Source organism: Crenobacter sp. CS_VA4 (assembly GCF_055597485.1).
In genome coordinates this window covers 24851-51173 of the sequence record NZ_JBVMAE010000011.1, presented here as the reverse complement: position 1 = coordinate 51173, position 26323 = coordinate 24851, and the positions used below count along the sequence as shown (strand labels likewise).

The following is a 26323-nucleotide window of genomic DNA, read 5'->3' as shown; positions in this document are numbered from 1 at the left end:
GTGCCAAAGCGCGCGGCGCTTGGCGAGCGCGGACCAAAAAGCGTTGATGCCGGTCAAGCCGGCTGGACGACGATGTACTAGGCCGTCGTCAATTGGTGCGACGATGATCTGTCTGACGGCATTTCGATTACGGCCGGTTCGCGCAGAGCCGTTGCACGGGTGCCTCGCGGTGCCCGTTTTTTTATAGCTGAATCGCCTTGCCGTCGTTGAACACCAAATAGCCCTTCACCACCCGGTAGATGAACCAGATCCAGGTGATGCCGAGGATCAGGAAACCCACCAGCACCACCGTCAGCAAGCCGCCGACCAGGTAACCCGCCAGCGCCCACCAGAAGGTCTTGATCTGCCAGCGGAAGTGGCTCTCGTAACGGGTGCCGATCATGTCCGGCAGCTTGACGTAGTTGACCACCACGCCGACGATCGCGGTCACCCCGACGAACAGGCTGATCGCCTGCAGTACGTACACCGCCATCGTCAGGTTGCTCAATTTGTGGTCGTCGATCCGGCTGATCACCGGTTGTTCCGGGGTTTGGTACATGCAGTCTCCTTCAGGGTATTCAGTCCGCCGCCAGCCCAAGCGTAGCGAACAGCCCAGTCAGACGGCGCCGCGCCGCGCGGTGCGCCCGGCGGCTGGTATCAACCAGCCCGGCCGCGGCGCCGCTGGCCGCCGGCTCGGCCGCGCACCAGCCGCGCAGCACGCCGCGTTCGGCCGGCAGCGCCGCCGGCAGCAGCACCGGCGCGGCCGAGCTCACGGTCAGGCCGAAGCGTTGCGCCAGCTCCTGCAAGCGCCGGTTGGCCTCGTCGAGCTCGGGCAGCTGTGCCGGCGTCACCAGCACGTGGGTCAGCCCCAATACCGCAATCCGCGCCGCCAGCCAGTCGGCCGCGTCGGAGAGCCGCGCCGCCGTCGGCGCTTCTCCCAGATTAGCGCGCAGTGTGGCGCTGAGCATCGCGAGCAGCCGGATGTCCGGCAGCAGCGCCTCGGACAGGCGCAGCGGCGCGAGCTCCAGCGCTTCGGCCGGCGGCAGCTGCGGCGTGCCCGGTGCGGCGTGCTCGACGTCGGTCAACAGCGCCAGCGCGCACAGGCGCTGGGCGCTCCCCAACGTCAGGCTGGCTCGGGCGATGGACAGCGTGTCTCGGACTTCGTTCATGAGTGATCTCCTAGTCTGGCGTTATCCAGGCGGCGGAAGATCATCTGCGAGAAAAACAAATGCCGCCTGGTAGCGGCGGCATTTGTCGGGAATGTGTTCTGTATTTAGTGTGCACGCGTTCCCTGGTGCCGCCGTGACGAGCGGTACCAATAAAACGAAACGGAGGAGAAGGCGTGCTGGGGATTCATGCGTATCATGCTGCGCCCCATCGCGGCCGGCTGTCAACCCTGCGGCCATGACAGCGGACAAAAAACCGGCGCGGGGCTATGCCCGGCGCCCGGTTCGGTCGACCTAATAACTTGAAATGGCCCTCAAAGCGTCGCGAGCGGGCGTCAGCTCGGGGCGGACAGCGCGCAGGAACCGGAATGTACTGGAGTACATGAGGATTCCTGACAGCTGAGCGAATCAATAGATTCGCACGCCGACTGCCTAACTCGAGATCACGCCTGCGCAGCAGCTTTGCGGGCCGGTTCTTACATGTTCGGGTAGTTCGGCCCGCCTCCCCCCTCCGGCGTCACCCAGTTGATGTTCTGGGTCGGGTCCTTGATGTCACAGGTCTTGCAGTGCACGCAGTTCTGCGCGTTGATCTGCAGGCGCGGTGTGCCCTCCTCGCGGCCGACGATCTCGTACACGCCGGCCGGGCAGTAGCGCTGCTCCGGCGCGTCGTATTCGGCGAGGTTGACCTCGATCGGAATCCGCTTGTCCTTCAGCTGCAGGTGCGCCGGCTGGTCTTCGCTGTGGTTGGTGTTGGAGATGAACACCGACGACAGCTTATCGAAGGTCAGCACCCCGTCCGGTTTCGGATAGTCGATTGGGATGCACTCGGCGGCCGGTTTCAGCGTCTCGTTGTCGGCATGCTTGTGACGCAACGTCCACGGCGCGCGGCCGCGGAACAGATAGGTGTCGAGCGCCGAGTAGATGAACGCCGGCCACAGCCCCCAGCGGAACGACGGGCGGATGTTGCGCACCTTCCACAGCTCGTCGTACAGCCAGCTCTGCTTGACCTTGGCGCTGTACGCAGTCGCCTCCAAGCCCGCGCCGCCCGACTCGCCGGCCAACACCTCGACCACCGCCTCGGCGGCGAGCATCGCCGACTTCATCGCGGTGTGCGTGCCCTTGATCTTCGGCACGTTCAGGAAGCCGGCGGTGTCGCCGACCAGCACGCCGCCCGGGAAGGTCAGCTTCGGCAGGCTCTGGATGCCGCCCTCGCTCAAGGCGCGCGCGCCGTACGAGATGCGCCGCGCGCCCTCGAACACCGGCTTGATGTCCGGATGGGTCTTGAAGCGCTGGAACTCCTCATATGGCGACAGGTAGGGGTTCTGGTAGTCGAGGCCGACCACGAAGCCGACCACCACCTGGTTATCTTCCAGGTGATAGAGGAACGAGCCGCCGTAGGTAGCGGTGTCCATCGGCCAACCGACGGTGTGGGTGATGCTGCCGGGCTGGTGGTTCTCCGGCTTCACCTCCCACAGCTCCTTGATGCCGATGCCGTAGGTCTGCGGATCGGCGCCGTCGCGCAGTTTGAAGCGCTCGAACAGCGTCTTGGTCAGCGAGCCGCGACAGCCTTCGGCGAAGATGGTCTGCTTGGCCCACAGCTCCATGCCGGGTTCGCCTTCCAGCTCACCATTCTTGCCGGTGCCGACGTTGCCGGTGGCGACGCCCTTCACCGAGCCGTCGGCGTTATACAGCACCTCGGCGGCGGCGAAGCCCGGGTAGATCTCCACCCCGAGCGCCTCGGCCTGCTCGCCGAGCCAGCGACAGAAGTTGCCGAGGCTGACGATGTAGTTGCCGTGGTTGTGCATCTGCGGCGGCGTCGGTAGCTGCACCGATTCGGTCTCGGTCAGGAACAGGAAGCGGTCTTTCGTCGCCGGGGTGTTCAGCGGCGCGCCCTTTTCCTTCCAGTCCGGGATCAGCTCGTTCAGCGCCTTGGGCTCGATCACCGCGCCCGACAGGATGTGCGCGCCGATCTCCGAGCCCTTCTCGAGCAGGCAGACGCTGATGTCGCGGCCCTGCTGTTCGGCCAACTGCTTGACGCGGATCGCGGCGCTCAGGCCGGATGGCCCGCCGCCGACCACCACCACGTCGTATTCCATGTATTCGCGTTCCACCGTGTCTCCTTTGCGCGGTGCGTCATTGCCTAATGATCGAATCATGCAATGAGTCGTGGTCGGGCGTCAAAATCAAACAAGCGTTTAAACGGTGCCGACCGCCTGCAGCGTGGCGATTTCGCCCTCGTCGTAACCGAGTTCGGCCAACACCGCGGCGGTGTGCTCGCCGAGTTTGGGCGGCGCCTGCCGGTACTGCGGCGGCGTCGCCGACAGCCGGATCGGGCACGCCACCAGCGGCACCGCCTGGCCGGCCGCGTCGGTGAGCTCGATCCGCATGCCGCGCGCGACGGCCTGCGGGTCGGCGAACGCCTCGGCCACCGAGTTGATCGGGCCGCACGGCACGCCGGCCGCGTCGAGCCGGTTCAGCCAATCATCGCGCGTGCCGGCGCAAAACGCCTCGGCCAAACGGCCTACCAGCTCGTCGCGGTGCGCGACCCGCGCCGGGTTGGTCGCGAAGCGCTGGTCCTGTGCCAGAGACGGCTGACCGATCAGCTCGGCGACCGCGCGGAACTGCTTGTCGTTGCCGCAGGCGAGGATGAAATGGCCGTCGGCGGCGGCGAACACCTGATAGGGCACGATGTTTGGATGGGCATTGCCGAGCCGGGGCGGCGTGGTGCCGCTGACCAGATGGTTCATGCCGACGTTGGCGAGCATCGCCAGCGCGCAGTCGAACAAGGCCATATCGATGTACTGGCCGCGGCCGGTGTGGTGCCGGGAGAGCAGCGCCGCCTGCACCGCGTTGGCGGCGTAGAGGCCGGTGAACAGGTCGGTGACCGCCACGCCGACCTTGTGCGGCTCGCCATCGGCCGGGCCTGTGATGCTCATCAGCCCGCTCATCCCCTGCACGATGTAGTCGTAGCCGGGCGCCGCGGCGTACGGGCCGTCCTGGCCGAAGCCGGTGATCGAGCAGTACACCAGGCGCGGGTTGCGCGCGGCGAGCGTTTCGTAATCGAGACCGTATTTCGCGAGGCCGCCGACCTTGTAGTTTTCCAGCAGCACGTCGGCCTGCTCGGCGAGGCGCTGCACGATCGCCTGCCCGTCCGGGCGGGTGATGTCGACGGTGACCGAGCGCTTGCCGCGGTTGGTGGCGAGAAAGTACGCGGCGGTGCCGTCCGGCAGGCTGGGCGGCGCCCATTGCCGGGTGTCGTCGCCGAGGCCGGGGCGTTCGACCTTGATCACGTCGGCGCCGAGGTCGGCCAGCAGCTGGCTGGCCCACGGCCCGGCGAGCACACGGGAGAGATCCAGCACCTTGATGCCGGACAGCGCGCCTTGGCCTTGCATGGGGTGGTCCTTTGTAGAGGGATTCGGCCAACGTTGAGCTTGTTGGAATCGAGGTTGGCCGAGTGGGTGGTTTTTATTGAAGCGGCACAGGGCATTGAAGCATCCGCCTCGCCGGCGCGGTCCTGCTCCGAACGCGATCACAAACATCCCATGAGCCAGCCGGGGCCCTTCCGCCGCGCCGTCCGGGAGACGTTCGGCGAGGTCTTAAGCCGCCGTCTGTTTGAGCGATTCGACGTTAGCGAATCGCGAGTTCGGCGGCGCCTCGCCGGGCGTTTCCCGGGCGGAAGCAAGCGGCGGCGGGGCTCGCCTTTTCTTTGCTTACTTTCTTTTGGCGAAGCAAAAGAAAGTAAGGCCGCGCCGGCGAGGCGGATCGCTCAGCCATCTGTAATGGTTCGGTCAACCTCATGCAGCCCCAGGTTGGCCGAACCACACCGACAGGCCAATCAGAACGCCGCGATCCCGGTCTGCGCGCGCCCCAACACCAGCGCGTGCACGTCGTGCGTGCCCTCGTAGGTGTTCACCGCCTCCAGGTTCATCATATGCCGGATCACGTGGAATTCGTCCGAGATACCGTTGCCGCCGTGCATGTCGCGGGCGACGCGGGCGATCGCCAGCGCCTTGCCGGCGTTGTTGCGCTTGATCAGCGAGATCATCTCCGGCGCGGCCTGATCCGTATCCATCAGCCGGCCGACCTGCAGGCAGGCCTCGAGGCCGAGCGCGATCTCGGTCTGCATGTCGGCGAGCTTCAGCTGGATCAGCTGGGTGGCGGCGAGCGGCCGGCCGAACTGCTGGCGGTCGAGCGTGTACTGGCGCGCGGCGTGCCAGCAGAACTCGGCGGCGCCCATCGCGCCCCAGGCGATGCCGAAGCGCGCCTTGTTCAGGCAGCCGAACGGCCCCTTCAGCCCCTTCACGCCCGGCAGCAGGTTGGCGTCCGGCACGAACACCTCGTCCATCACGATCTCGCCGGTGACCGACGCGCGCAGGGAGAACTTGCCGTGGATCACCGGCGTCGTCAGGCCGTCCATGCCGCGCTCGAGCAGGAAGCCACGGATCTCGCCGGCGTCGTCCTTGGCCCACACCACGCACAGGTCGGCGATCGGGCTGTTGGTGATCCACAGCTTGCTGCCCTTCAACACCCAGCCGCCGTCGACCTTCTTGGCGCGGGTCTTCATCCCGCCCGGGTCGGAGCCGGCGTCCGGCTCGGTCAGGCCGAAGCAGCCGACCAGTTCCCCGCGGGCGAGCTTCTCCAGATACTTGTCCTTCTGCTCGTCCGAGCCGTACGCCCAGATCGGATGCATCACCAGGGACGACTGCACGCTCATCGCCGAGCGGTAGCCGGAGTCGACCCGCTCGACCTCGCGGGCGATCAGGCCGTACGCGACGTGGCTGAGACCGGCGCAACCGTAGCCGTCGATGGTGCAGCCGAGCAAGCCCAGCTCGCCCATCTCGGACAGGATCTCGCGGTCGAAGCGCTCCTCACGGTTGGCGGTGAGCACGCGCGGCATCAGCTGCTCCTGGCAGAACGCGTGCGCGGTGTCGCGCACCAGCCTCTCCTCTTCGGTCAGCCGCGATTCGAGCAGCAGCGGGTCTTCCCAGGCAAACGCGGCGCGGTGTTGGGTGGCAGCCATCGGGTCTCTCCTTTGTCGTGGTCCGGCCGTATTCGGCCGGTTAAAATGTTCCGCCAAGCGGAATCGTATTCTGCAATGCAGAACAACATACTCCGTCGTTCTCACCATGTAAAGCAACTCTTTACAGCCCTAACAGCACGGGTATCCTTGCGCCATGGAAAATACTTCGCACGATCCGTTGTCCGCCGACCCGGCGGACGACGATAAGGATCGCCTGTTCGTCACCGCCCTGGCCCGCGGGCTGGCGGTACTCGGCGCGTTCCGCCCCGGTGAGGCCGGCCTGTCCAACCAGGAACTGGCGGCGCGCACCGGCCTGCCCAAGTCGACCGTGTCGCGGCTCACCTACACGCTGACCCGGCTCGGCTACCTGGCGCAGGAGGCCGACAGCGGCTACTACCGCCTTGGCCTGTCGGTGCTGGCGCTCGGCTCGGTGGTGTTGGCGAGCTACGACATCCGCAGCATCGCCGCGCCCTTGATGCGCGATTTTGCGCTCAAGCACAACGTCTCGGTCAGCCTGGCGATGCGCGAGGGCACCGACATGCTCTATCTCGAGACCTGCCGCAGCCCGGCACGGGTGACGGTGCAGCTGACCGTCGGTTCGCGCGTGCCGATCGCCACCACCGCGATCGGCCGGGCGTTCTACGCCGGGCTGTCCGAGCACGAACGCGACTCGCTCGACGCGCAGTTGGCCGAACGCTACGTCGACGACTGGCCGGAATTGCACAAGCGGCTGCAGCAGAGCCTGGCGCAGTACCGCGCCTGCGGCTATGCGGTGTCGTGGGGCGAGTACGGCCCGGAGGTGATGGCGATCGGCGTGCCGCTGCCGTCGCCGACGCCGGGCCAGCCGCCGTTCGCACTGAACGCCAGCGGCCCAAGCCTGCTGTTCACCCCGAGCGTGCTCGAGCACGAGATCGCACCGGCGTTGGTCGAACTCGCCCAATCGGTCGTTCCGACCTTGTAACAGCGCGCGAGGCTGGGTGCCTCGTCCGAATGAACGAAAAAAAGCCGGACGCGATGTCCGGCTTTTTGTTGATGGCTTAACGGGCACTGTCTACCACACCCGGGGGCGTGGCGGCGTCGCCACGGCACGGCGCGATCTACGCGCGTCCGCCGTGAATATAGTTGACCAGCTGGTCGATCACATACTGCTGTTCGACGATGGTGGCGTGCACCAGGTCACCGATCGACACCACGCCGAGCACGGTATTTTCTCTGTCGAGCACCGGCAGGTGGCGAATGTGCTTTTCGGTCATCAGCGCCATGCAGTGCTCGACCGTGCTCTCCGGCGTCACGTACAGCACCTTGCTGGTCATGATGTCACGCACCCGGGTGCCGGCCGAGGTGCGGCCCTGCAGCACGATGCGCCGGGCGTAGTCGCGCTCGGAGAAGATCCCCTGCACCTCGCCGCCCTCCATCACCAGCACCGCCCCGACATTGTGTTCCGCCATCACCTGCAGCGTCTGGAACACCGTGGCGTCCGGGCTGACGAAGATCAATTCCTGGCGGGCCTTGTTAGCTAGTATCTGGCCGGCATTCAGCATGGCAAATCCCCTTTGCGCTGGAATAAAACAACCCTGCAAACACTATAGCAACTCGGCCGCGCCTCGCCCGGCCAGCGCACTGACCGCGCGTCCTAAACCTTACTCGGCGCGGATCATCGTGCCGACGCCGGCGTCGGTCAGTATCTCCAGCAGGAGCGCATGCGGCACCCGGCCGTCGATGATGTGCACCGCGTTGACGCCGTTCTTCGCCGCGTCGAGCGCCGAGCTGATCTTCGGCAGCATGCCGCCGGAGATGGTGCCGTCGGCGAACAACGCGTCGATCTTCTTGGCGGTCAGCCCGGTCAGCAGCTGGCCCTGCTTGTCGAGCACGCCCGGGGTGTTGGTCATCAGCACCAGCTTCTCGGCGCGCAAGGTTTCGGCCAGCTTGCCGGCCACGAGATCCGCGTTGATGTTGTACGCCTCGCCGTCGAGGCCGACGCCGATCGGCGCGACCACCGGGATAAAGTCCTGGCTATCGAGCAGCGACACCAGCGCCGGGTCGATCGACTCGATCTCGCCGACCTGGCCAATGTCGATCGCGCCGGCGTCCGGCGACTTCAGGAACAGCTTCCTGGCGCGGATGAAGTGGCCGTCCTTGCCGGTCAGGCCCACCGCCTTGCCGCCGTGCTTGTTGATCAGCGACACGATCTCCTTATTGACCAGGCCGCCGAGCACCATCTCGACCACGTCCATCGTCTCGGAGTCGGTGACGCGCATGCCCTGCACGAACTCGCCCTGCTTGCCGACCTTTTCCAGCAGCTCATTGATCTGCGGGCCGCCGCCGTGCACCACCACCGGGTTCAGGCCGACCAGCTTGAGCATCACCACGTCCTTGGCGAAGCCTTCCTTCAGCTTGTCGTCGGTCATCGCGTTGCCGCCGTACTTGATCACCAGGGTCTTGCCGGCAAATTGCCGGATATAAGGCAGGGCTTCGGCAAGAATCCGCGCCTGTTCGCTGGCCGTCACGGTCATGATTGCTCCTCTGTTTATCGCAGGTTTTCCGTTGCCTGCCATTCTACCTACGCCACCTGCTGAATTTTCATTTATTAATCTTGCGGACGGTAGTAACGCGCGGTAAAGTGCCCGTCAAATTGCTGAAAAACGGTTCACTACCATGACGAACACGACCCGCTGGCAACGCAAGAAAGACGTCCGCCCCGGCGAAATCCTCGACGCCGCACTGACGCTGTTCGTCGAGAAGGGCTTTCGCGCCACCAAGCTCGAGGACATCGCCCGCGCCGCCGGCGTGACCAAGGGCACGCCGTATCTGTACTTCGCCAACAAGGAAGAGATCTTCAAGGCGGTGGTGCGCGAGACCCAGGTCGCCAACCTCTCAAGGCTGAAGGCGCTGAGCGAACAGCACAGCGGCCCGACCCGCGAACTGTTGTTCGCCTTCGTCGAGCGCTGGTGGCAGGACGTCGGTGCCACCCCGTCCGGCGGCCTGTGCAAGCTGATCATGGCCGAGGCGGCTAACTTCCCGGAGCTCGCGCAGTTCTACTACAGCGAGGTGATCCTGCCGGCGCGGCAGATGATCGCGCAGGTGCTGGAGCGCGGCATCGTCCGCGGCGAATTCCGCGCGGTGCCAATCGAGGCCACCGTCGAGACGCTGCTCGCACCGCTGATCCAGCGGCTGATCTGGGCGCACTCGTTCGCCATCGTGCCGGGCTGCTGCTCGGCCGCCGACGCCGACCCGCGCGAACAGCTGATGCACGGGCTCAACCTGATGCTGCACGGCCTGCTGCCACGCAACTGACACAACAATAAAGACCACCCACGAGGAAGTACCATGTTTGACGCCGCCCGGCCGCTGTTGCTGGCCACGCTGATCACCGCCCTTGCCGCCTGCAGCAAGGCGCCGCCGCCCGTCGAGGAAGTCCGCCCGGTGCGCTACGCCGTGGTCGGCGACGACGCGTCGCTGCCGAGCGAACGCTTCGCCGGCGAGATCCGGGCGCGTCAGGAGACGAAGCTCGGTTTCCGGGTCGCCGGCAAGGTGGTCGACAAGCTGGTCAGCGCCGGCGAGCACGTGAAGAAGGGCCAGGCGATCGCCCGGCTCGACGCGCACGACTACGCGCTCGACCTGTCGGCCAAGCGCGCGCAGCTGTCCGCGGCCGAGAACGACCTGGCGCAGAAGGAGGCGGACCTGAAGCGCTTTAGCGAACTGCTCGACAAGCACTTCATCAGTCAGGCGCAGGTCGACCAGCAGAGCAACGCGGTCAGCGCCGCGCGTGCTCAGCTGACCGCAGCGCGCGCGTCGGCCGATGTCAGCAGCAACCAGACCGGCTACGCCACGTTGACCGCCGTCGCCGACGGCATCGTCACCGAGATCAGCGCCGAACCGGGCCTGGTGGTGTCGGCCGGCCAGCCGGTGGCGACGCTCGCCGCCGACGGTGCGCGCGAGGCGGCGATAGCGGTGCCGGAGAACAAGCTCGCCGCGCTGCGCGCCGCCAAGTCGTTCACCGTGACCCTTTGGGCGGCCAACAAGAGCTACACGGGCAGGCTGCGCGAGCTCGCCGGTGCGGCCGACCCGGCCACCCGCACCTACGCCGCGCGGATCGCGCTCGACGCGCCGGACGACGCGGTGAAGCTCGGCATGACCGCCAGCGTCGGCCTGCCGAGCCAGGACAACGACCCGCTGACCCGCCTGCCGCTGACCGCCTTGCTCGACGAGCAGGGCAAGCACTACGTCTGGGTGATCGACCCGAGCACCCGCAAGGTTGGCCGAAAGCCGGTGACCGTCGCGACGATAGGCGCCGACTGGGTCGCGCTCGCCGGCGGCGTCGCGCGCGGCCAGCAGGTGGTGACCGCCGGCGTGCACCTGTTGCGTGACGGCCAGCGCGTCAGCCTGCTCAAGGAGTAAGCGGCGTGTCGAAAAAACTCAATCTTTCCGCCTGGGCGCTCAACAACCAGCCGCTGGTGCGCTACCTGATCGTGATGCTGATGGTGGCCGGAGTCTGGGCGTACACCCAGCTCGGCCAGAAGGAAGACCCGGAATTCACCTTCAAGGCGATGGTGGTGCAGCTGACGTGGCCGGGCGCCACCGCCGACGAGACCGAACAGCAGGTCACCGACCGGATCGAGAAGAAGCTGCAGGAGATGGCCGAGCTCGATTACGTGAAGAGCTTCACCAAGCCGGGCGAGGCGCAGTTCGTGCTCAGCTTGCGCGAGGACACCCCGGCGAAGAAGGTGCCGGAGCTGTGGTACCAGGTGCGCAAGAAGCTCGGCGACATCAAGTCGACGCTGCCGTCCGGCGTGCAGGGGCCGTTCTTCAACGACGAGTTCGGCGACACCTTCGGCAACCTGTACGCGGTCACCGGCGACGGCTTCAGCGACGAGGACCTGCGCCGCTACGTCGACGACGCGCGCCACGAGCTGTTGCGCGTGCCCGACGTCGCCAAGGTCAACATCGTCGGCGAGCAGGACGAGCGCATCTACGTCGACCTCGATACGGCCAAGCTCGCCACGCTCGGTCTCGACGCGCGGCAGATCTGGCAGGCGCTGGCCGAACAGAACGCGCTGAGCCCGGCCGGCACCTTCGACACCGCGTCGGACCGGATCTTCGTGCGCGTCAGCGGCGCCTACCGCAGCGTCGACGCGGTCGCCAACACGCCGATCCGCGCCAACGGCCAGACCTTCCGCGTTGGCGACATCGCCCGCGTCAGCCGCGGCTTCATCAACCCGCCCACCTTCAAGATGCGCTTCGACGGCAAGCCGGCGCTTGGCCTCGCGATCAGCATGAAGGATGGCGGCGACGTGCTGAAGCTCGGCACCAACCTGAACGCGACGATGGCGCAGATCCGCGCCAAGCTGCCGGTCGGCGTCGAGATCCACGCGGTGTCCGACCAGCCGAAGGTGGTGAAGGACTCGGTCAACGAGTTCATGCACTCCTTGGCCGAGGCGGTGATCATCGTGCTGGCGGTGAGCTTCTTCAGCCTCGGGATGCGCACCGGCGTGGTGGTGGCGTTGTCGATCCCGCTGGTGCTGGCGATGACCTTCGTCGCGATGTACTTCTTCAAGATCGACCTGCAGCGCATCTCGCTCGGCTCGCTGATCATCGCGCTGGGCCTGCTCGTCGACGACGCGATCATCGCGGTCGAGATGATGGCGCTGAAGCTCGAGGAGGGCTGGAAGCGCTTCGACGCCGCCACCTACGCGTACACCAGCACCGCGTTCCCGATGCTGACCGGCACCCTGATCACCGCCGCCACCTTCATCCCGGTCGGCCTCGCCAAGTCGAACGCCGGCGAATACGTGTGGAGCCTGTTCGCGGTGGTCGGCATCGCGCTGATCCTGTCGTGGATCGTCGCGGTGGTGTTCACGCCGTATCTGGGTTACAAGCTGTTGCCAAACAACCTGGCCAACCACGGCCACGACAGCCCGTACGACAAGCCGTTCTACCAGCGCTTCAGGCGTCTCGTGACCTGGTGCCTGGAGCACCGCAAGCTGGTGATCGTGGTGACCTTCGCCGCGTTCTTGCTGTCGCTCGGCGCGTTCAAGCTGTTCGTGCAGCAGCAGTTCTTCCCGTCGTCGAACCGGCCCGAGCTGATGGTCGATATGTGGCTGCCGCAGGGCGCGAGCTACGCGGCGACCGAACGCGAGGTGAAGAAGCTCGAAGGCAAGCTGAAAGGCGACGCCCATATCGACGGCGTCACCAGCTACATCGGTGGCGGCAGCCCGCGCTTTTACCTGCCGCTCGACCAGCAGCAGCCGCATCTGAACTACGCGCAGCTGATGGTGATGACCCGCGACGAGAAGGTGCGCGAGGACGTCAAGCACAAGCTGGAGAACCTGTTCGACACCGACTTCCCGCTGGTGCGCGGCCGGGTGACCCGGCTCGAGAACGGCCCGCCGGTCGGCTACGCGGTGCAGTTCCGCGTGATGGGCGAAGATCACGGCAAGGTGTGCCAGATCGCGGCCAAGGTGGAAGACTTGCTGCGCGCCAACCCGGGCACCCGCCATGTCAACAACGACTGGGGCGAGCAGCTGAAGGCCTTGCGCGTGACGATAGACCAGGACAAGGCGCGCGCGCTCGGCGTGTCGACGCAGGGCCTGGCGCAGCAGCTCAAGACGCTGATCTCCGGCACCTCGGTCACCGATTACCGCGACGGTGACCGAACCATCGGCGTGGTCGCCCGTCTGAACGAGGGCGAACGCAAGGACCCGGCGGGCCTCGGCAACCTGATGATCCAGACCGCCAGCGGCCGCTACGTGCCGCTCGCGCAGATCGGCCAGATCAGCTACGCGCCGGAGGAGAGCATCATCTGGCGCCGCAATCGCCTGGCGACGATCACGGTGCGCGCCGACGTGGCCGACGGCGTGCAGGCGTCGGACATCTCGCTGGCGCTGTGGCCGAAGCTGCAGCAGCTCGAGAAGACGCTACCGCTCGGCTACCACATCGAGCTCGGCGGTTCGCTCGAGTCGAGCCAGCGCTCGCAGCAGGCGATCAACGCGGTCGCTCCGTTGATGCTGGTGATCGTGGTGACGCTGTTGATGCTGCAGCTCAAGAGCTTCCAGCGCACCGTGATGGTGCTGTTGACCGCGCCGCTCGGGATGATCGGCGTCACCTTGACACTGATCATGTTCCACGCGCCGTTCGGCTTCGTCGCGATGCTCGGGGTGATCGCGCTGGCCGGCATGATCATGCGCAACTCGGTGATCCTGGTCGACCAGATCGAGCAGCACATCCAGGACGGCTACGACCGTTATGAAGCCATCATCGATTCCACGGTGCGGCGCTTCCGGCCTATCATGCTGACCGCATTGGCGGCGATCCTGGCGATGATCCCGCTGACCCGCAGCACCTTCTGGGGGCCGATGGCGGTCGCGATCATGGGCGGCCTGTTGGTCGCCACCGTGCTGACGCTGCTGTTCCTGCCGGCGCTGTACGCGCAATGGTTCCGGGTGCTGCGGCCCGCGCCACACGAACAAGAATGACGAGAATTCGCATGAGCCCAAGAAGACTTACCCCCCTCGCCGGCCTCCTCGCGCTGACGCTGGCGCTGCCGGCCGGCGCGTACGACCTGGTCGGCGCCTGGCAGGCGGCGCGCGACTACGACTCCGGCTTCTCGGCCGCGCGCAACCAGCGCGACGCCGGCCAGGAGCAGCAGGCGCAGGGGCTGTCGCTGCTGTTGCCGCAGGTGGGCCTGTCGGCCAACTACAATGCCACCAACACCATGAAGCCGGCCGGGATTCCCAGCTTCGAAAGCCACGGCTACGGCGTGCAGCTGACCCAGCCGCTGTTCGACGTCGGCAAGTACACCGGCTACCAGAAGGGCAAGATCGGCACCGCGCTCGCCAACACGCAGTTCTCGGCCGCCGAGCAGCAGCTGATCGTCAACGTGGCGCAGGCCTACTTCGACGTACTGTTGGCGCGCGACACGCTTGACGCGCAGCGCGCCGCCAAGAGCGCGTTCGCCACCCAGCTCGAGCAGGCGAAGGCGGCGTTCCAAGTCGGCACCGCCACCATCGTCGACACCTACGAGGCGCAGGCCGGCTTTGATTCCGCCGCCGCCAAGGAGATCGTCGCGGTCAGCGACCTGGAGGTGAAGGAAAACGCGTTTCGCAAGCTGACCGGGCTCGACCCGAAGGGCATCCAGCGCGTCAACGAGCCGCTGACGCTGACCCCGCCGACCCCGGCCACGCTCGACGCGTGGCAGAGCCAGGCGCTGGCGAGCAGCCTCGACGTGAAGGGCAAGGAACAGTCGCTGGAACTGGCGAAGCAGGACGTCACCGCCAAGAAGGGCCAGCACCTGCCGACCGTGGCGCTGACCGCCGGCTACCAGGACACCATCAGCAACTCGCCGTTTGCCGTCCTGCAAGGCCAGCAGAGCCAGCGCGGCAGCACGGTCGGCGTGCAGCTGACGATGCCGCTGTTCGCCGGCGGCGGCATCAACTCGCAGGTACGCGAGGCGGTGGCGAAGGAGGCGCAGGCGCGCGACGACCTGGAAGCGACGCGTCGCCAGGTGAACGAGAACGTGCGCCGCGCCTACCTCGGCGTCACCAACGGCGCCGCGCTGGTGCGCGCGCAGGAGCAGCTGTTGGTGTCGGCCAAGGCCAAGCTCGACTCGACCAAGCTCGGCAAGGAAGTCGGCGTGCGCACCAATATCGACCTGGTGCAGGCCGAGCAGTCGTACTACGAGACGGTGCAGAGCCTGGCGAGCGCGCGCTATTCCTACCTGAACGCGCGGCTGCAGCTGGCGCAGGCGGCAGGCACCTTGGAGCCGCCGGTACTGATCGACGTGAACCGCTCGATCGGTCAGAGCACGGTGGCGCCGGCGCTGTCGGATGCGACGCCGGTGCGGAAGGTGAAGTCGACCAAGAAGCCCGGCTGAGTACTGCTTCGGCCAACGTTGAGCCCGCCTCTTTGGCGGGCTTTTTGTTGTCGGATCTTCGTAGGAGCCGCTTGATTGGGCTGTGGCTTTGTCGGTCTCGCCCGACCGGCGACCTACTTTTCTTGCTTCGCCAAGAAAAGTAGGCAAAAGAAGGCGACCCCAGTGCGCTGGCCTTCGGCTTCCCTCGCGCCTGCCAAGCGGCCAGGCGCCGCCGAACTCGCGGGCGGCTAACGTCCGCCCACTCGAACAAGCGGCGGCTTAAGACCTGCCCGCTTGACGATCGCTCGGCAGCGCAAAGGGGGATGGGCAGGATGATTGCGGCGGAAGTGGATTTGGAAGGTTAAAAGCGACGGCAGGTTTGTGGACTTACTCGCCAAGGTTGGCCGAAATCGACCTTAGCCAGCTAGATCAAACTCGAGCTCTTTCGACTGACCTTATGGGTTATTCACAGCAAGACACCATCTGGTGGTTTTATCCACAACCACCAATCGCTCTCGCACTTTGCTGATTTTCCAAACCAACTCACGACTGCCACCTACGACCACCCCATCCCCTTCGACGCCGCCGAGGACGGCGCGGCCAACGGGGGAAGTCGGCGAGCACTGTCCGAGTGCCGGCTTTAGCCGGCGCGAGTTGCGCAGCCGCCCGTTGGTCGCGGCGTCCGCAGGGCAGCCCGCGACAGCGGGCCGGCGTCGTGGGGTCGCCTTTTCTTTGGGTACTTTCTTTTGGCGAAGCAAAAGAAAGTACCCCGCCCCGCCGGGCGGGACCGGCGCTGCCCGCAGCCTCCACTACGTTGGCCGAAACACACGATGGGTTATGGCATAAACGCCTTTACCCATCCTACGTGCTGCAAGCGCTGGGAGATGAACGCGGCGAACACAACCGACTTCAATACCCCGATGCTGACCGCCTGCCAGCAGGTCGCCGTATAGGGGAACATCAGCGGGAATAGCGGGTTGAAGAGCCTGGGTAGAGATAACGCTCGGCTGACCGGTAAATTGACGACAACGGACGATGTGGTTGCCGGGGACAAGAGCCTAATCAACCACATTCATCCTAATGATTCCGGAGGCACGACAGGAATGCCACTATGATAGAGTCGCCATATCTTATGAGGAGGCACTCCCCCTTTATGTCCAATACAAACCGTTACGGGCTCTCCAGGACCATACCTGAGCCAGTTAAACGTCAAGTACGACAAGAGTGCGGATTCGGATGCGTAATTTGCGGGTCTTGCCTAATCCAATATGAACACTTCTCACCGCCGTTCACAGATGCTCAAGAACATAACCCGGCAGGAATAGCACTACTTTGTCCCCAGTGCCACGATAAGAAAACAAGGGGCTTCATGGACCCCCACGAAGTCTTACGGGCAAGAGCACAGCCCTATTGCAAGATCAATGGCACTTCTCGCGAGAAGAACCTGTTCTCAGTCCGCCATCAAGCAATAAAAATAGGAGGCTCTTGGTTGAGAAACTGCCAGATTCCAATCCTCTGTGCGGGCTTGCCACTACTGCATTTTTCGAGGGACCCCGCTACTGGGACACTCCTCTTCTCAGGACTCTTCTTCGACTCAACGGGCCGACCAACTCTTGTTATTAAAGAGAACGAGTGGATACCGTTTGTATCAAACTGGGATGTTGAGATAGCCGGTGGTTCCTTAGCAATCCGATCAGCCCCAGGTCAAGTCTCTCTTCTATTACAAGTCGAACACGGTCAAGGAATCATCGTGGAACGGTTAAATGCCTTGGTGTTTGGTCGAAGACTTGTTGCGGATGCTGAGAAACTCCAACTTCTCGACTCAGAAGATAATTTAATCTTCACAATGTCAGACTGCCTCATGGATAACTGCCATGTAGGCATGTCGATCTAGCGTACTGAAACCCTTCCACTCCGCCCCACCTCCACCATGCCCCGACAATTCGGGGCATGGACGCTTTCTCGCCCCGCAAACCGGCGACTACGCCGGCTCCCGCACTGACACCTTGGCCAACGCGGCCTGCCTGCGGCTGGCGCCGCCGCTGGGCAGCTACTTGAGTGACCGGACGCCCTGCCCCTGCTCCGTTTCGCCCGCTTCGGCCAACGCAGGGCTTATCCACAGCCCGCCACCCACCCGCGAAATGATCCACAGGCGCGGCTCGCACCGACCGGGCTTGGCCGAACGTCACAGCTAAGCGCTACGTCGGCGACTCCGCCGCCCGCACCTGCCGCAAATGGTGATAGACCGTGTGCACCGACACGCCGAGCTGCTCCGCCGTGACCCGTACCGCGTCCTTGATGCCGAACACCTCGCGCGCATGCAGCGCCTGCACCACCTGCCGGTTGCGCGCCCCGCCCGGCTGCGCCGCGTCGACCTCGGCGATGGTGCCCGCCACCACCTTGTCGAGCATGTCGTCGACGCCGTGCACGAACATCTCCGGCGTGAAGCCGCCGTCGCCCTTCGCCGGCACGTCGAACACCGGCTCGTCGCCCGGCAGCAGGCCCTGGATGAACTCCAGCAAGGGCACGTTCAAATTCATGTGGATACACAACAGCCCGATGATGCGCCGCTCCTCGTTGCGGATCGCGATGGTGATCGAGCGCATCTGCGCGCCGCCGGGGCTCTTCGTGTAGTAGACCTTGGTGTGGCGCGCGCCGCTGCGCTCGAGCTTGTCGAGCATCCGCCGCGCCAGCTCGGACAGCGCCGAGCCCTCCTGACGGCCGCTCAGCGCGCCGCACACCTTGATCACCGAGTGCTCGATGTCTTCCAGCGAGTGCAGCACGAACTCGACATGTTGGCCGAACAGCGTCGCCAGGCCGTCCAGTGCCACCCGGTAATGGTTGAGCAGCGCCCAGTCGGCGCGGCTCAGCGGCAGCCGGGCGAAATCGAGTGCATCGTTCTGGTTCATCATCATCCGTTCAAATTTTTTTGAATGCGTTGTAACCGGTACCGCGCCAGCTTCCTCACCACGGGCAGCGCGACACCGGTCCGGCTAAGCCGATGAACACGCGGTGTTTCCCCGTAGCGCGTGACATCGTCGTGCCGGCAGCGGCCGTCGTCGCGGCCACGTCAAAATGTTCGTTTATTTTCGTATTGTGCTTAATTTAAGTTCGTTTGTGTTCAATTTTGTGTCAAAATTGACCTTGCCAATAGCAAGTCTCCGGTTTCGTTCAATAATTTTTGAAACACCCTCATCGACAAGACCGGGAGTCTACCCATGAACGCGCCTGCTACCACCGTCGAACTGCCCGCGCAGCTCTGCAGCCGCCGCTGGATTTTGCCGAGCGGCTGGCTAGGCTCAAGTGTGGCTGCGCTACGTGCTGGTGCCCGGGCTGACCGGCGACGCGGCGAAGATAGACCGGTACCGGACACGCCGCCCCGAGCAAACGCATCCGGGGTCTGACTACCGTCTGCCCCGCGGGTAAACCGGCCCGAAGCGCGGCGATCGCCGTGCTTGCAGCGGCCGGATAGTGCTTACCACCACCTACCCTTAGAATTTGGACAGATCTTTATGAGCAACGACATCCTCGTCATCAATTGCGGCAGTTCTTCGCTGAAGTTTGCCCTGATCAATCCGCAGACGCAGGAGGCGCTGCTCACCGGCCTGGCCGAGAAGCTCGGCCTGCCGGACGCCTACATCACCGTGAAATACGACGGGCTCAAGGAAACCGCCGAGCTCGACGAGGGCAACCACGCCGGCGCGATGCACGCGATCATCGCGGCCTTGAAGACGCGCAACCTGTTCGACCAGGTCGCCGCGGTCGGCCACCGCGTCGTGCACGGCGGCGAGAAGTTCAAGGCATCGACCTTGATCGATGAGCACGTGATCGCCGAGATCGAGGCGTGCGCCAAGCTCGCGCCGCTGCACAACCCGGCCAACCTGCTGGGCATCCGCACCGCGATCGAGTGTTTCCCGACCTTGAAGCAGGTCGTCGTATTCGACACCGCCTTCCACCAGACCATGCCGGAACACGCCTACCTGTACGCGGTGCCGATGGCGCTGTACCGCGAGCACGGCGTGCGCCGCTACGGCTTCCACGGCACCAGCCACCGCTACGTATCGGCCGAGGCGGCCAAGGTGCTCGGCCTGCCGCTCTCTAACAGCGCGATCGTCGTCGCCCACCTCGGCAACGGCGCGTCGGCCGCCGCAGTGCTGAACGGCCGGAGCGTCGACACCACGATGGGCCTGACCCCGCTCGAGGGCCTGGTGATGGGCACCCGCTCCGGCGACATCGACCCGGGCGCGCTCGCCTATATCGGCGCAGAGCTGGGCCTCGACCTCGACGGCGTCACCGACTTGCTCAACAAGCAGAGCGGCTTGCTCGGCCTGTCCGAGCTGTCGAACGACTGCCGCGAGATCGAGGATGCCGCCGCCGAGGGCCACAAGGGCGCTCTCTTGGCGCTCGACGTGTTCTGCTATCGCCTCGCCAAGCAGATCGCCGCGCTGACCGTGTCGCTCGGCCGCCTCGACGCGCTGGTGTTCACCGGCGGCATCGGCGAGAACTCGTCGATCATCCGCGCCAAGGTGATCGCCCGACTCGGCTTCCTCGGCCTGACCTTGGATGCCGCCGCCAACGAGGCGGCGATCCGCGGCAAGGCGGGCAAGATCAGCGGGCAGCACGGCCCGGCCGCGCTGGTGATCAACACCAACGAAGAGCTGATGATCGCGCTCGACACCGCCGCGCTGACCGCCTGAAGGACCCTGCGATGCAAAACTTCTATCTGACCCCGATCGGCAGCCAGGCCGGCCTGACCAGCGTGTCGCTCGGCGTGATCCGCGCGCTCGAGCGCGTCGGCCTGCGCCCGGGCTTCTTCAAGCCGGTCGCGCAGCCTAGCCACGGCGACGAGATCCCGGAGGTGTCCAGCCACTTCGCCCGCGAGCTGTTCCACCTGTCCCCGGCCGCGCCGCTAGCGATGGCCCGCGTCGAGGCGCTGATCGGCCAGGGCAATAGCGACCAGCTGATGGAAGAGCTGGTCGCGCTCTACCAGCAGTCGGCGCAGAACGTCGACGCGGTGGTGATCGAGGGGCTGACCCCGGACTCCGAACGCGGCTTCGTCGCCGGCCTGAACGCGGCGATCGCGCGCAACCTGAACGCCGACCTGATCTTCGTCGTCAACGCCGCGCAGGCCGACGCGCGCGGCGTCGCCGATCAGCTCGACATCGCGCTGCAGGAATTCGGCGGCCAGGCCAAGCTGGCCGGTTACGTGCTCAACAAGCTGCCGGAAGGCACCGACGTCGACTCGTTCGCGCGCGCGGTCGCACAGGCCAGCCGCCAGCCGGCCGCCGCCAAGCCGCTGTTGCTCGGCGCGGTGCCGTACGAGGCGGAGCTCGCCGCGCCGCGGATGCTCGACGTCGCGCGTTTCCTGAAGGCGCGCGTGGTCAGCGAGGGCAAGTTGGCCGAAACCCGGGTTCGCGACATCGTCGTCGCCGCGCGCTCGGCGACGCATATGCTCGAACGGCTGAAGCCGGGCGCGCTGATCGTCGGCCCGGGCGACCGCACCGACGTGATGCTGGTGTCGGCGCTGACCGCGTTGAAGGGCGTGCCGCTCGCCGGCCTGCTGCTGACCTGCGATTCGCTGCCCGAGCCGGCGGTGCAGTCGCTGGTGAACCCGGCGCTGTCGTCGGGCATCCCTATCCTGCTCACCGACGCGGACACCTACACCACCGCCAGCCTGCTCGCCAACCAGAGCCCGCACGTGCCGTCCGACGACCTGGCGCGGATGGAGCGGGTGGTCGACTTCGTCGCCGAACACCTGGCGGTCGAGCCCTTGAAGCTGCGCGCCGGCGAACCCGCCGAGCCGCGCTTCCCGCCACCGGCGTTCCGCTTCCGCCTGATCGAGCAGGCGCGCGCCGCCAACCGCCGCATCGTGCTGCCCGAGGGCGACGAGCCGCGCACCATCCGCGCCGCGGTGATCTGCCACGAGAAGGGCATCGCCCGCTGCGTGCTGCTCGGCAAGCCGGAGAAGATCCGCGACGTGGCCGAGGCGCAGGGCATCTGCCTGCCGGCGTCGCTCGAGCTGCTCGACCCGGACTCGATCCGCGGCCACTACATCGCGCCGATGGTCGAACTGCGCAAGAGCAAGGGCCTGAACGCGCCGATGGCAGAGGCGCAGCTGGAAGACCCGGTGGTGCTCGGCACGATGATGCTCGCCACCGGCGAGGTCGACGGCCTGGTGTCCGGCGCGGTGCACACCACCGCCAGCACGGTGCGCCCGGCGCTACAACTGATCAAGACCGCGCCGACCGCGGCCCTGGTGTCGAGCGTGTTCTTCATGCTGATGCCGGACCAGGTGTTCGTATACGGCGACTGCGCGATCAACCCGGACCCGTCGGCCGAGCAGCTGGCCGACATCGCGATCCAGTCGGCCGATTCGGCCAAGGCGTTCGGCATCGAGCCGCGCGTGGCGATGATCTCGTACTCGACCGGCAGCTCCGGCTCGGGTTCGGACGTGGAAAAGGTCCGCGAGGCGACCCAGATCGCGCGCGCGAAGCGCCCGGGCCTCGCGATCGACGGCCCGATGCAGTACGACGCCGCCAGCGTCGCCAGCGTCGGCCTGCAGAAGGCGCCGGACAGCCCGGTCGCCGGCCGCGCCAACGTGTTCGTGTTCCCGGACCTGAACACCGGCAACACCACCTACAAGGCGGTGCAGCGTTCGGCCAACGTGGTGTCGGTCGGCCCTATGCTGCAGGGCCTGCGCAAGCCGGTGAACGACCTGTCGCGCGGCGCGCTGGTCGACGACATCGTCTACACGATCGCACTGACCGCGATCCAAGCGGTGCAGATGGAGAGCCCGGCAGCCTGATCGGTCGGTCGTCTTCACCAAGCAAAACGGCAAGCAATGGCTTGCCGTTTTGTTTTGGGGCTCGCAAAGCCCGAGGTGTTCGCATTTGCCGCCAATGGCCTGGTTCATTGCCGTTGTTTGTTGAACTTTGCCCGTGACGGGAAAGTCGACCCGTCGCATCGGCTGTGCAGCAGCATGACTGAGCACCTCGATGTCGGTCACGCGGCAAAGAGTCCAATGCGCTTCACGCGCCCCGGCATCTGCCATGTATGCAAAGGAATTCAGGATGTATTTACGATGTGCTGTTGCGGGCTTGTTGGCCGCAGGCGCTATAAGGTAGCACGTGCACTCGCTGGAAAGCTTTGTTTTATATAACCTTTCCAGCATGAGCACTGTACGCACCCCTCCTTCATTGAACTGGCTGATCGATAAGCGGGCAAGACTTCTTGGTGACTTGTTAGGACTTGAGAAGTCTCTGTGTATGCAAATTGGAAGGCTTGATGAAGAGATTCAGAATGCGCGGCGGGCGTTAGAAATTGCCCTGGAGCAACGCATTGTGCAACCCAAGCATCTGCAGGCTTCTATCGAGGATACAAAAGCCAGGTTGCAGGCAATTGATATTGCGTTAAAAATGCACGATATTCAGATCGATCCAGATATTATTCTGCCGATTCGCACTTATAAGCCGAGGGTTAATTGCCGTCATGGTGAGCTTACTCGTCTTATAATTGAAAAGCTCCATCAAGCCGCTGGCCGGCCATTGCCTGTCAACGAAATTTCTGCATATATAGCATCAATCTGGGGAATAGAAGTTGACACCAGGCTGAACACGAGCGTGGCCAACCGCCTGAAAAATATGTATACCGCAGGTCGAGTTAATAGGGTTTATAAGGCACATTGGATTTTGCCTGGTTATTCTAGTGATAGTCAGGCTTGATGCAAAATTTCATCTACACGATGATGTCCCTGCCAATATCCCCGCCACCATAGAGATGGCCCTTTGTGAAATACTGTGGAAAGCAGCAACTCAAGCTTTTTCTCTAAAGTAACTCGTCTAGTATCATCCCGCCAAGCCATCTCGACAGCTCGATCGGCCAGGTATTTTGGCGTGGCACGATGTGAGACTCCTTTTACCCAACGCCGCATTCGTGAAAAATAGCTTTCGCATTGATTGTCGTTAACTCCATCATCTGAAGAAAATTCGATCGAGTGAACAACGGTCTGGTGATGCCATTTTCTTCTCTTTGTCAAAGGGTCAACCTGGTCACCGAACTGAGCATATGCTTGATTTTCATCCGTCATAATAAGAGTCCCTGGTGCGATGAACCGATTGGCAAGTGACAGGGCATCAATCTGGTTTTCACTTTTGCAAATAGCAGTTATGGTGCGCTCTGCCCCCAGCCCCTTGGTTGCGGACACCTGGCGCAGCACCATGACAATGCGACGATTCTTCCGTTTTTCCCAATTAATCCGGTTGGTACGCGAACGTGGAGGCTGCTCGTTACCATTGCTCTTCTCTTTTCCGAATTTTTCTTTTACTCGTCCTGCAATATCAATAACGCGGTCTGTTTTCCTACGCCGACGGCCAAATCTTGGCATGCCGCAAAAGTGCGCTCCATCAATCTGAACCACTCCCGATAGTGGTTCTAGATCTTGAGCCGTCATGAGTGCTTCACGGAGCTTTCCAGTAAAAACATGAGCTGTTTTAACTTGTACATCCATATCTCGTGAAAGACGGTCAACAGAGATGCTATTCGCAGAATTAATAAAAGTCATCAATCCAAGGAGCATCTGTTTGAACTTCATCTTGTGCCCATGAAATGGCGTTCCGGAGGTGACTGAGAAATAACCATTGCAGTCTTTACACCTCCATTGCCATCGCTGCCGACGAAAGTAGTGGCGGTTACTAGATCCGCAATGGGGGCAAACTTGGCTACTCTCGGATTTCCATCGGATTTTGCAAAAATAGGAGTGGCATTGCTCTTCTGACATCATTGCGATGCCCATCACAGTCAGGTCACGCATAGCGGCCGACTTCATAAAATGTTGAGCCATTGATATTCGGGTCCGGTATAGGTTCTCCCCCGAGGCTGCGATATCTAAGACGCAGCTCGACCCACTCCCTGATTGGTTCGGGAAGTGACCGGATCAGACGGCCGCAACGATCCCTCTCAAAGAAAAATTCGAGCTTGACATCGTTACTGACTACACCGATACTGACTCAAACGCGTACCCTAACGTGTCTGTAGTACAGCACCTTCAAGCTCAGATATCCTCGCCAAAGGAAATCTGGGCTTTGTGCTTTCTGGCTTCCGGATTTGCTACCTCTCTGTATTACGTCAAGCCATCTTCATCTCCTTCGCCTCAATTTCCACTTGGACGGCGTACTCTGCATGATCAAGCACCACTGGTTCTAGCTTTGCCTAACCCGGTGAAGGTGAATGTACCTACTTGGTTTAGTCATCGACATTGGGACTCTCTTCCGTCTGAGGGGCTGGGCCTGCTGATTGATGAAACTGTTTATCAAGCCAAGCATCTACTTGCGCCTCATCCCAACGGCGCAAACGTCCAAGTCTGATGTATGGGGGGACTTGCTCTCGGGCGATCAAATCCTCCAGCATTCTCGGGCTCACACCGAGTTTCTCCGCAAATTCACGAGCGCCAATGAGCCTTTTCATATCAAATTCCGCGTTGATGCATACTCATGCATGCAAGTGCTGTGGCTACTGCCTTCATGCAAAACATCCCTAGATTCAAGCATAAAAAATCCATCTTGACAAAATACGCAATAATAACAATGAGTTAGGGTTATTTAATTCAATAAGAAGCATTGATTGCACAAAAAAGTTATCACTAGCGATAATGCTTTGAATTAAAAAAGAAAAGCCAGCTGAATAGCTGGCTTCGGTACCTCGGAGGTCGGTTCTCCTACTTCGGCTTCCGCAGTACGTCCATTAACGTCTCCGCTTGGTCGATAAACTGTTCTGTCAACAGAGTGTACGTATCATCTCCAAAACCCTGAACATCAATCATGTTCCCGCGCTCATGAGATAAACCTCTGAGGAACCAGTGGCAGCCAGAGGTACGGAGCTGATCAAGATACACATGGTATAGTGGCCACAACTCAGGGATGAGCTCCACGCTCCAGTATTGGCCCGGCACCGGAGGTGGTTTTTCCAGCCATCTCATTGAGAACCTCGCTACTCGTTGGACCGTTCTGATAACTCACGTGACACTCTTGCTAGCGCTAGCCTGCAGTCGAACCAACCCGTCTTCCAGCGCGTTTTCTGCTTTTGCCAATTGTTTGCGGTATCGGGTAGCTTGCATGATCAGTAAGCTGCTGCTCAAGAACAGCAAACTGCCGCCAATGCCATTGATCACAAGCAGTGCCTGGCTTCGCTCCTGACTCGCAAGCCGATCAATTTCCTTCTGCATCGAATCGGCCTCACGTTCCAATACACGTGTGGCTGCTCCACGTGGTAGTGCGAGTATTTTTGCATGCAGTTCCCGCTGCTGGTTGTGCAATCCCTCGCTTCGGGCGGGTGGTAGCAGCTGCGCGTTGACTAAGCCCCAGAGTGCCACCGCAGCAGCGGTCCAGCTTACTACCGCTAAGCTAGTCAATAGAATCAAGCGCGCTCCAGTTGCCAAACGGCTCCACAGCGGAGTTCGCAGTACACCTGTTTGGTTAAGGAACTCTCCCCAGCCCTGCAGGAACCTTTCTTGCCTATTGGTCGACTGGTTAAGCATGCCAACCAACCAAGCCTGATTAGTTGCCTCTGCGCTAAACAATGTCAGCCGATGTCCTGGGCGCACGGTGCTCCTTGTGTTTGCCAAACGCAATGGAAACTCTCTCCCCTGATCATCGCAGAGCCAAATCTCCTGCCGTTTGATGTTGTGCACGTGAACATCGGGTACGCAGATGTAACCGCCATACGGACCGATATAGCCACTGCGGCTATTCATAGAGACCTTTGCTTCGCTCCAAGTCTGGCGATCTACTACCTGCCAAGTTCTGGATCGAAGTTGGACAGCGAGTCCGTTAACGCCTACCACCATGCTAGATGGACTTTGCGGTCTACCGGTAATGTCGTTCATACCTACCATGTCATCTACTATTCAACACTTAGTGTCACTTATAGTTATCATTTATGCAACTATGGTGCGTGGAGGTGCTATGCGCAAGGCGCGATGCTGGTCTGCATGGAAAAATCCTCCAAGCCAACTTCTGCTCGCGCCGTATTCGCCCGTAACCTGCGACTTGCCAGGCGCTTGAGGGACGTTTCACAAGAAGCACTTGCCCTTCAAGCCGGCCTCAGTCGTACGTACGTTTCTGAGATTGAGCGCGGTGAACGAAACGTGTCGATAGATAACATGGGCCTACTTGCTGAGGCTCTAGGCGTACCATTGCGCGACCTGGTTGATCCCGAAATGTTTGGAAGCTTTTCCAAAGACTCGGATCACAAGTAGGAAAATGAAAGCACATTAGAGCTTCAAAAACACAGCATGCTGATGTAATATTTTGATGC

20 protein-coding genes, 1 other RNA gene and 1 pseudogene are annotated in these 26323 nt (G+C 63.0%); 9 read left to right on the top strand and 13 right to left on the bottom strand.

What is annotated here, in order from left to right:
- Positions 1-181 precede the first annotated feature (181 nt).
- The 6 genes from ACZ2IA_RS12130 to ACZ2IA_RS12105 all read right to left on the bottom strand — a co-directional run bounded on the left by ACZ2IA_RS12130 (position 182) and on the right by ACZ2IA_RS12105 (position 6165).
- A complete protein-coding gene (locus tag ACZ2IA_RS12130) occupies positions 182-538 on the bottom strand; it encodes a DUF4870 family protein (protein WP_470292840.1) in 357 nt (118 codons plus the stop codon).
- Between the two features lie 19 nt (positions 539-557).
- Complete coding sequence (locus ACZ2IA_RS12125; RefSeq protein ID WP_470292839.1) at positions 558-1148, bottom strand: hypothetical protein; 591 nt, start codon at positions 1146-1148, stop codon at positions 558-560.
- A gap of 306 nt (positions 1149-1454) precedes the next feature.
- A non-coding RNA gene (locus tag ACZ2IA_RS12120) (sX9 sRNA) lies at positions 1455-1529 on the bottom strand.
- A gap of 92 nt (positions 1530-1621) precedes the next feature.
- Positions 1622-3241, bottom strand: a complete 1620-nt coding sequence (locus ACZ2IA_RS12115; RefSeq protein ID WP_470292941.1) for an electron transfer flavoprotein-ubiquinone oxidoreductase — start codon at positions 3239-3241, stop codon at positions 1622-1624.
- 99 nt (positions 3242-3340) lie between these two features.
- Positions 3341-4537: a CaiB/BaiF CoA transferase family protein gene (locus ACZ2IA_RS12110; protein WP_470292838.1), complete on the bottom strand. Its 1197-nt coding sequence runs from the start codon at positions 4535-4537 to the stop codon at positions 3341-3343.
- A 443-nt stretch (positions 4538-4980) separates the two neighbouring features.
- On the bottom strand, positions 4981-6165 hold the full coding sequence (locus ACZ2IA_RS12105) for an acyl-CoA dehydrogenase (RefSeq protein ID WP_470292837.1): 1185 nt from the start codon (positions 6163-6165) through the stop codon (positions 4981-4983).
- Positions 6166-6319: 154 nt separating this feature from the next.
- On the opposite strand from ACZ2IA_RS12105, the gene ACZ2IA_RS12100 reads away from it, so the two are divergent.
- Complete coding sequence (locus ACZ2IA_RS12100) at positions 6320-7126, top strand: IclR family transcriptional regulator (protein WP_470292836.1); 807 nt, start codon at positions 6320-6322, stop codon at positions 7124-7126.
- 136 nt (positions 7127-7262) lie between these two features.
- Here the strand turns inward: ACZ2IA_RS12100 and ACZ2IA_RS12095 are convergent, their stop codons facing one another.
- Both ACZ2IA_RS12095 and argB read right to left on the bottom strand, forming a co-directional pair.
- Complete coding sequence (locus ACZ2IA_RS12095; protein WP_470292835.1) at positions 7263-7706, bottom strand: CBS domain-containing protein; 444 nt, start codon at positions 7704-7706, stop codon at positions 7263-7265.
- A gap of 99 nt (positions 7707-7805) precedes the next feature.
- The gene (argB, locus tag ACZ2IA_RS12090; protein ID WP_470292834.1) at positions 7806-8678 is read right to left on the bottom strand and encodes an acetylglutamate kinase; all 873 of its coding nucleotides are present in this window, start codon (positions 8676-8678) and stop codon (positions 7806-7808) included.
- Positions 8679-8820: 142 nt separating this feature from the next.
- Here argB and ACZ2IA_RS12085 point away from each other — a divergent pair, with 142 nt between their 5' ends.
- From ACZ2IA_RS12085 to ACZ2IA_RS12070, 4 genes are read left to right on the top strand one after another with little or no spacing between them, the layout of a single operon-like run.
- Positions 8821-9459 (top strand): TetR/AcrR family transcriptional regulator, encoded by a 639-nt coding sequence (locus ACZ2IA_RS12085; RefSeq protein WP_470292833.1) that lies wholly within the window; start codon positions 8821-8823, stop codon positions 9457-9459.
- Between the two features lie 33 nt (positions 9460-9492).
- A complete protein-coding gene (locus tag ACZ2IA_RS12080; RefSeq protein WP_470292832.1) occupies positions 9493-10563 on the top strand; it encodes an efflux RND transporter periplasmic adaptor subunit in 1071 nt (356 codons plus the stop codon).
- 5 nt (positions 10564-10568) lie between these two features.
- On the top strand, positions 10569-13637 hold the full coding sequence (locus tag ACZ2IA_RS12075; protein ID WP_470292831.1) for an efflux RND transporter permease subunit: 3069 nt from the start codon (positions 10569-10571) through the stop codon (positions 13635-13637).
- 11 nt (positions 13638-13648) lie between these two features.
- Positions 13649-15034 (top strand): TolC family outer membrane protein, encoded by a 1386-nt coding sequence (locus ACZ2IA_RS12070; RefSeq protein WP_470292830.1) that lies wholly within the window; start codon positions 13649-13651, stop codon positions 15032-15034.
- Between the two features lie 2177 nt (positions 15035-17211).
- Here ACZ2IA_RS12070 and ACZ2IA_RS12065 read toward each other — a convergent pair.
- Positions 17212-17922 carry a helix-turn-helix transcriptional regulator gene (locus ACZ2IA_RS12065; RefSeq protein ID WP_470292829.1) on the bottom strand — a complete coding sequence of 237 codons (711 nt, stop codon included), beginning with the start codon at positions 17920-17922 and terminating at the stop codon, positions 17212-17214.
- Between the two features lie 603 nt (positions 17923-18525).
- Between ACZ2IA_RS12065 and ACZ2IA_RS12060 the strand changes: the two genes are divergently transcribed.
- The 3 genes from ACZ2IA_RS12060 to ACZ2IA_RS12050 all read left to right on the top strand — a co-directional run bounded on the left by ACZ2IA_RS12060 (position 18526) and on the right by ACZ2IA_RS12050 (position 22734).
- Complete coding sequence (locus ACZ2IA_RS12060) at positions 18526-19710, top strand: acetate/propionate family kinase (RefSeq protein ID WP_470292828.1); 1185 nt, start codon at positions 18526-18528, stop codon at positions 19708-19710.
- A gap of 11 nt (positions 19711-19721) precedes the next feature.
- A complete protein-coding gene (gene pta / locus ACZ2IA_RS12055; RefSeq protein ID WP_470292827.1) occupies positions 19722-21818 on the top strand; it encodes a phosphate acetyltransferase in 2097 nt (698 codons plus the stop codon).
- 322 nt (positions 21819-22140) lie between these two features.
- Positions 22141-22734: a hypothetical protein gene (locus ACZ2IA_RS12050; RefSeq protein WP_470292826.1), complete on the top strand. Its 594-nt coding sequence runs from the start codon at positions 22141-22143 to the stop codon at positions 22732-22734.
- Here ACZ2IA_RS12050 and ACZ2IA_RS12045 read toward each other — a convergent pair.
- From ACZ2IA_RS12045 to ACZ2IA_RS12030, 4 genes and pseudogenes are all read right to left on the bottom strand, one after another.
- The gene (locus ACZ2IA_RS12045) at positions 22725-23603 is read right to left on the bottom strand and encodes an IS1595 family transposase (protein WP_470292940.1); all 879 of its coding nucleotides are present in this window, start codon (positions 23601-23603) and stop codon (positions 22725-22727) included. The genes ACZ2IA_RS12050 and ACZ2IA_RS12045 overlap by 10 nt on opposite strands.
- A 57-nt stretch (positions 23604-23660) precedes the next feature.
- Positions 23661-23789, bottom strand: a pseudogene (locus tag ACZ2IA_RS12040) (transposase); the annotation flags it as partial.
- A 464-nt stretch (positions 23790-24253) separates the two neighbouring features.
- Positions 24254-24475 carry a helix-turn-helix transcriptional regulator gene (locus ACZ2IA_RS12035; protein ID WP_470292825.1) on the bottom strand — a complete coding sequence of 74 codons (222 nt, stop codon included), beginning with the start codon at positions 24473-24475 and terminating at the stop codon, positions 24254-24256.
- Positions 24476-25022: 547 nt separating this feature from the next.
- Positions 25023-25760, bottom strand: a complete 738-nt coding sequence (locus tag ACZ2IA_RS12030) for a hypothetical protein (protein WP_470292824.1) — start codon at positions 25758-25760, stop codon at positions 25023-25025.
- Positions 25761-25985: 225 nt separating this feature from the next.
- Between ACZ2IA_RS12030 and ACZ2IA_RS12025 the strand changes: the two genes are divergently transcribed.
- A complete protein-coding gene (locus ACZ2IA_RS12025; RefSeq protein ID WP_470292823.1) occupies positions 25986-26264 on the top strand; it encodes a helix-turn-helix domain-containing protein in 279 nt (92 codons plus the stop codon).
- Positions 26265-26323 lie beyond the last annotated feature (59 nt).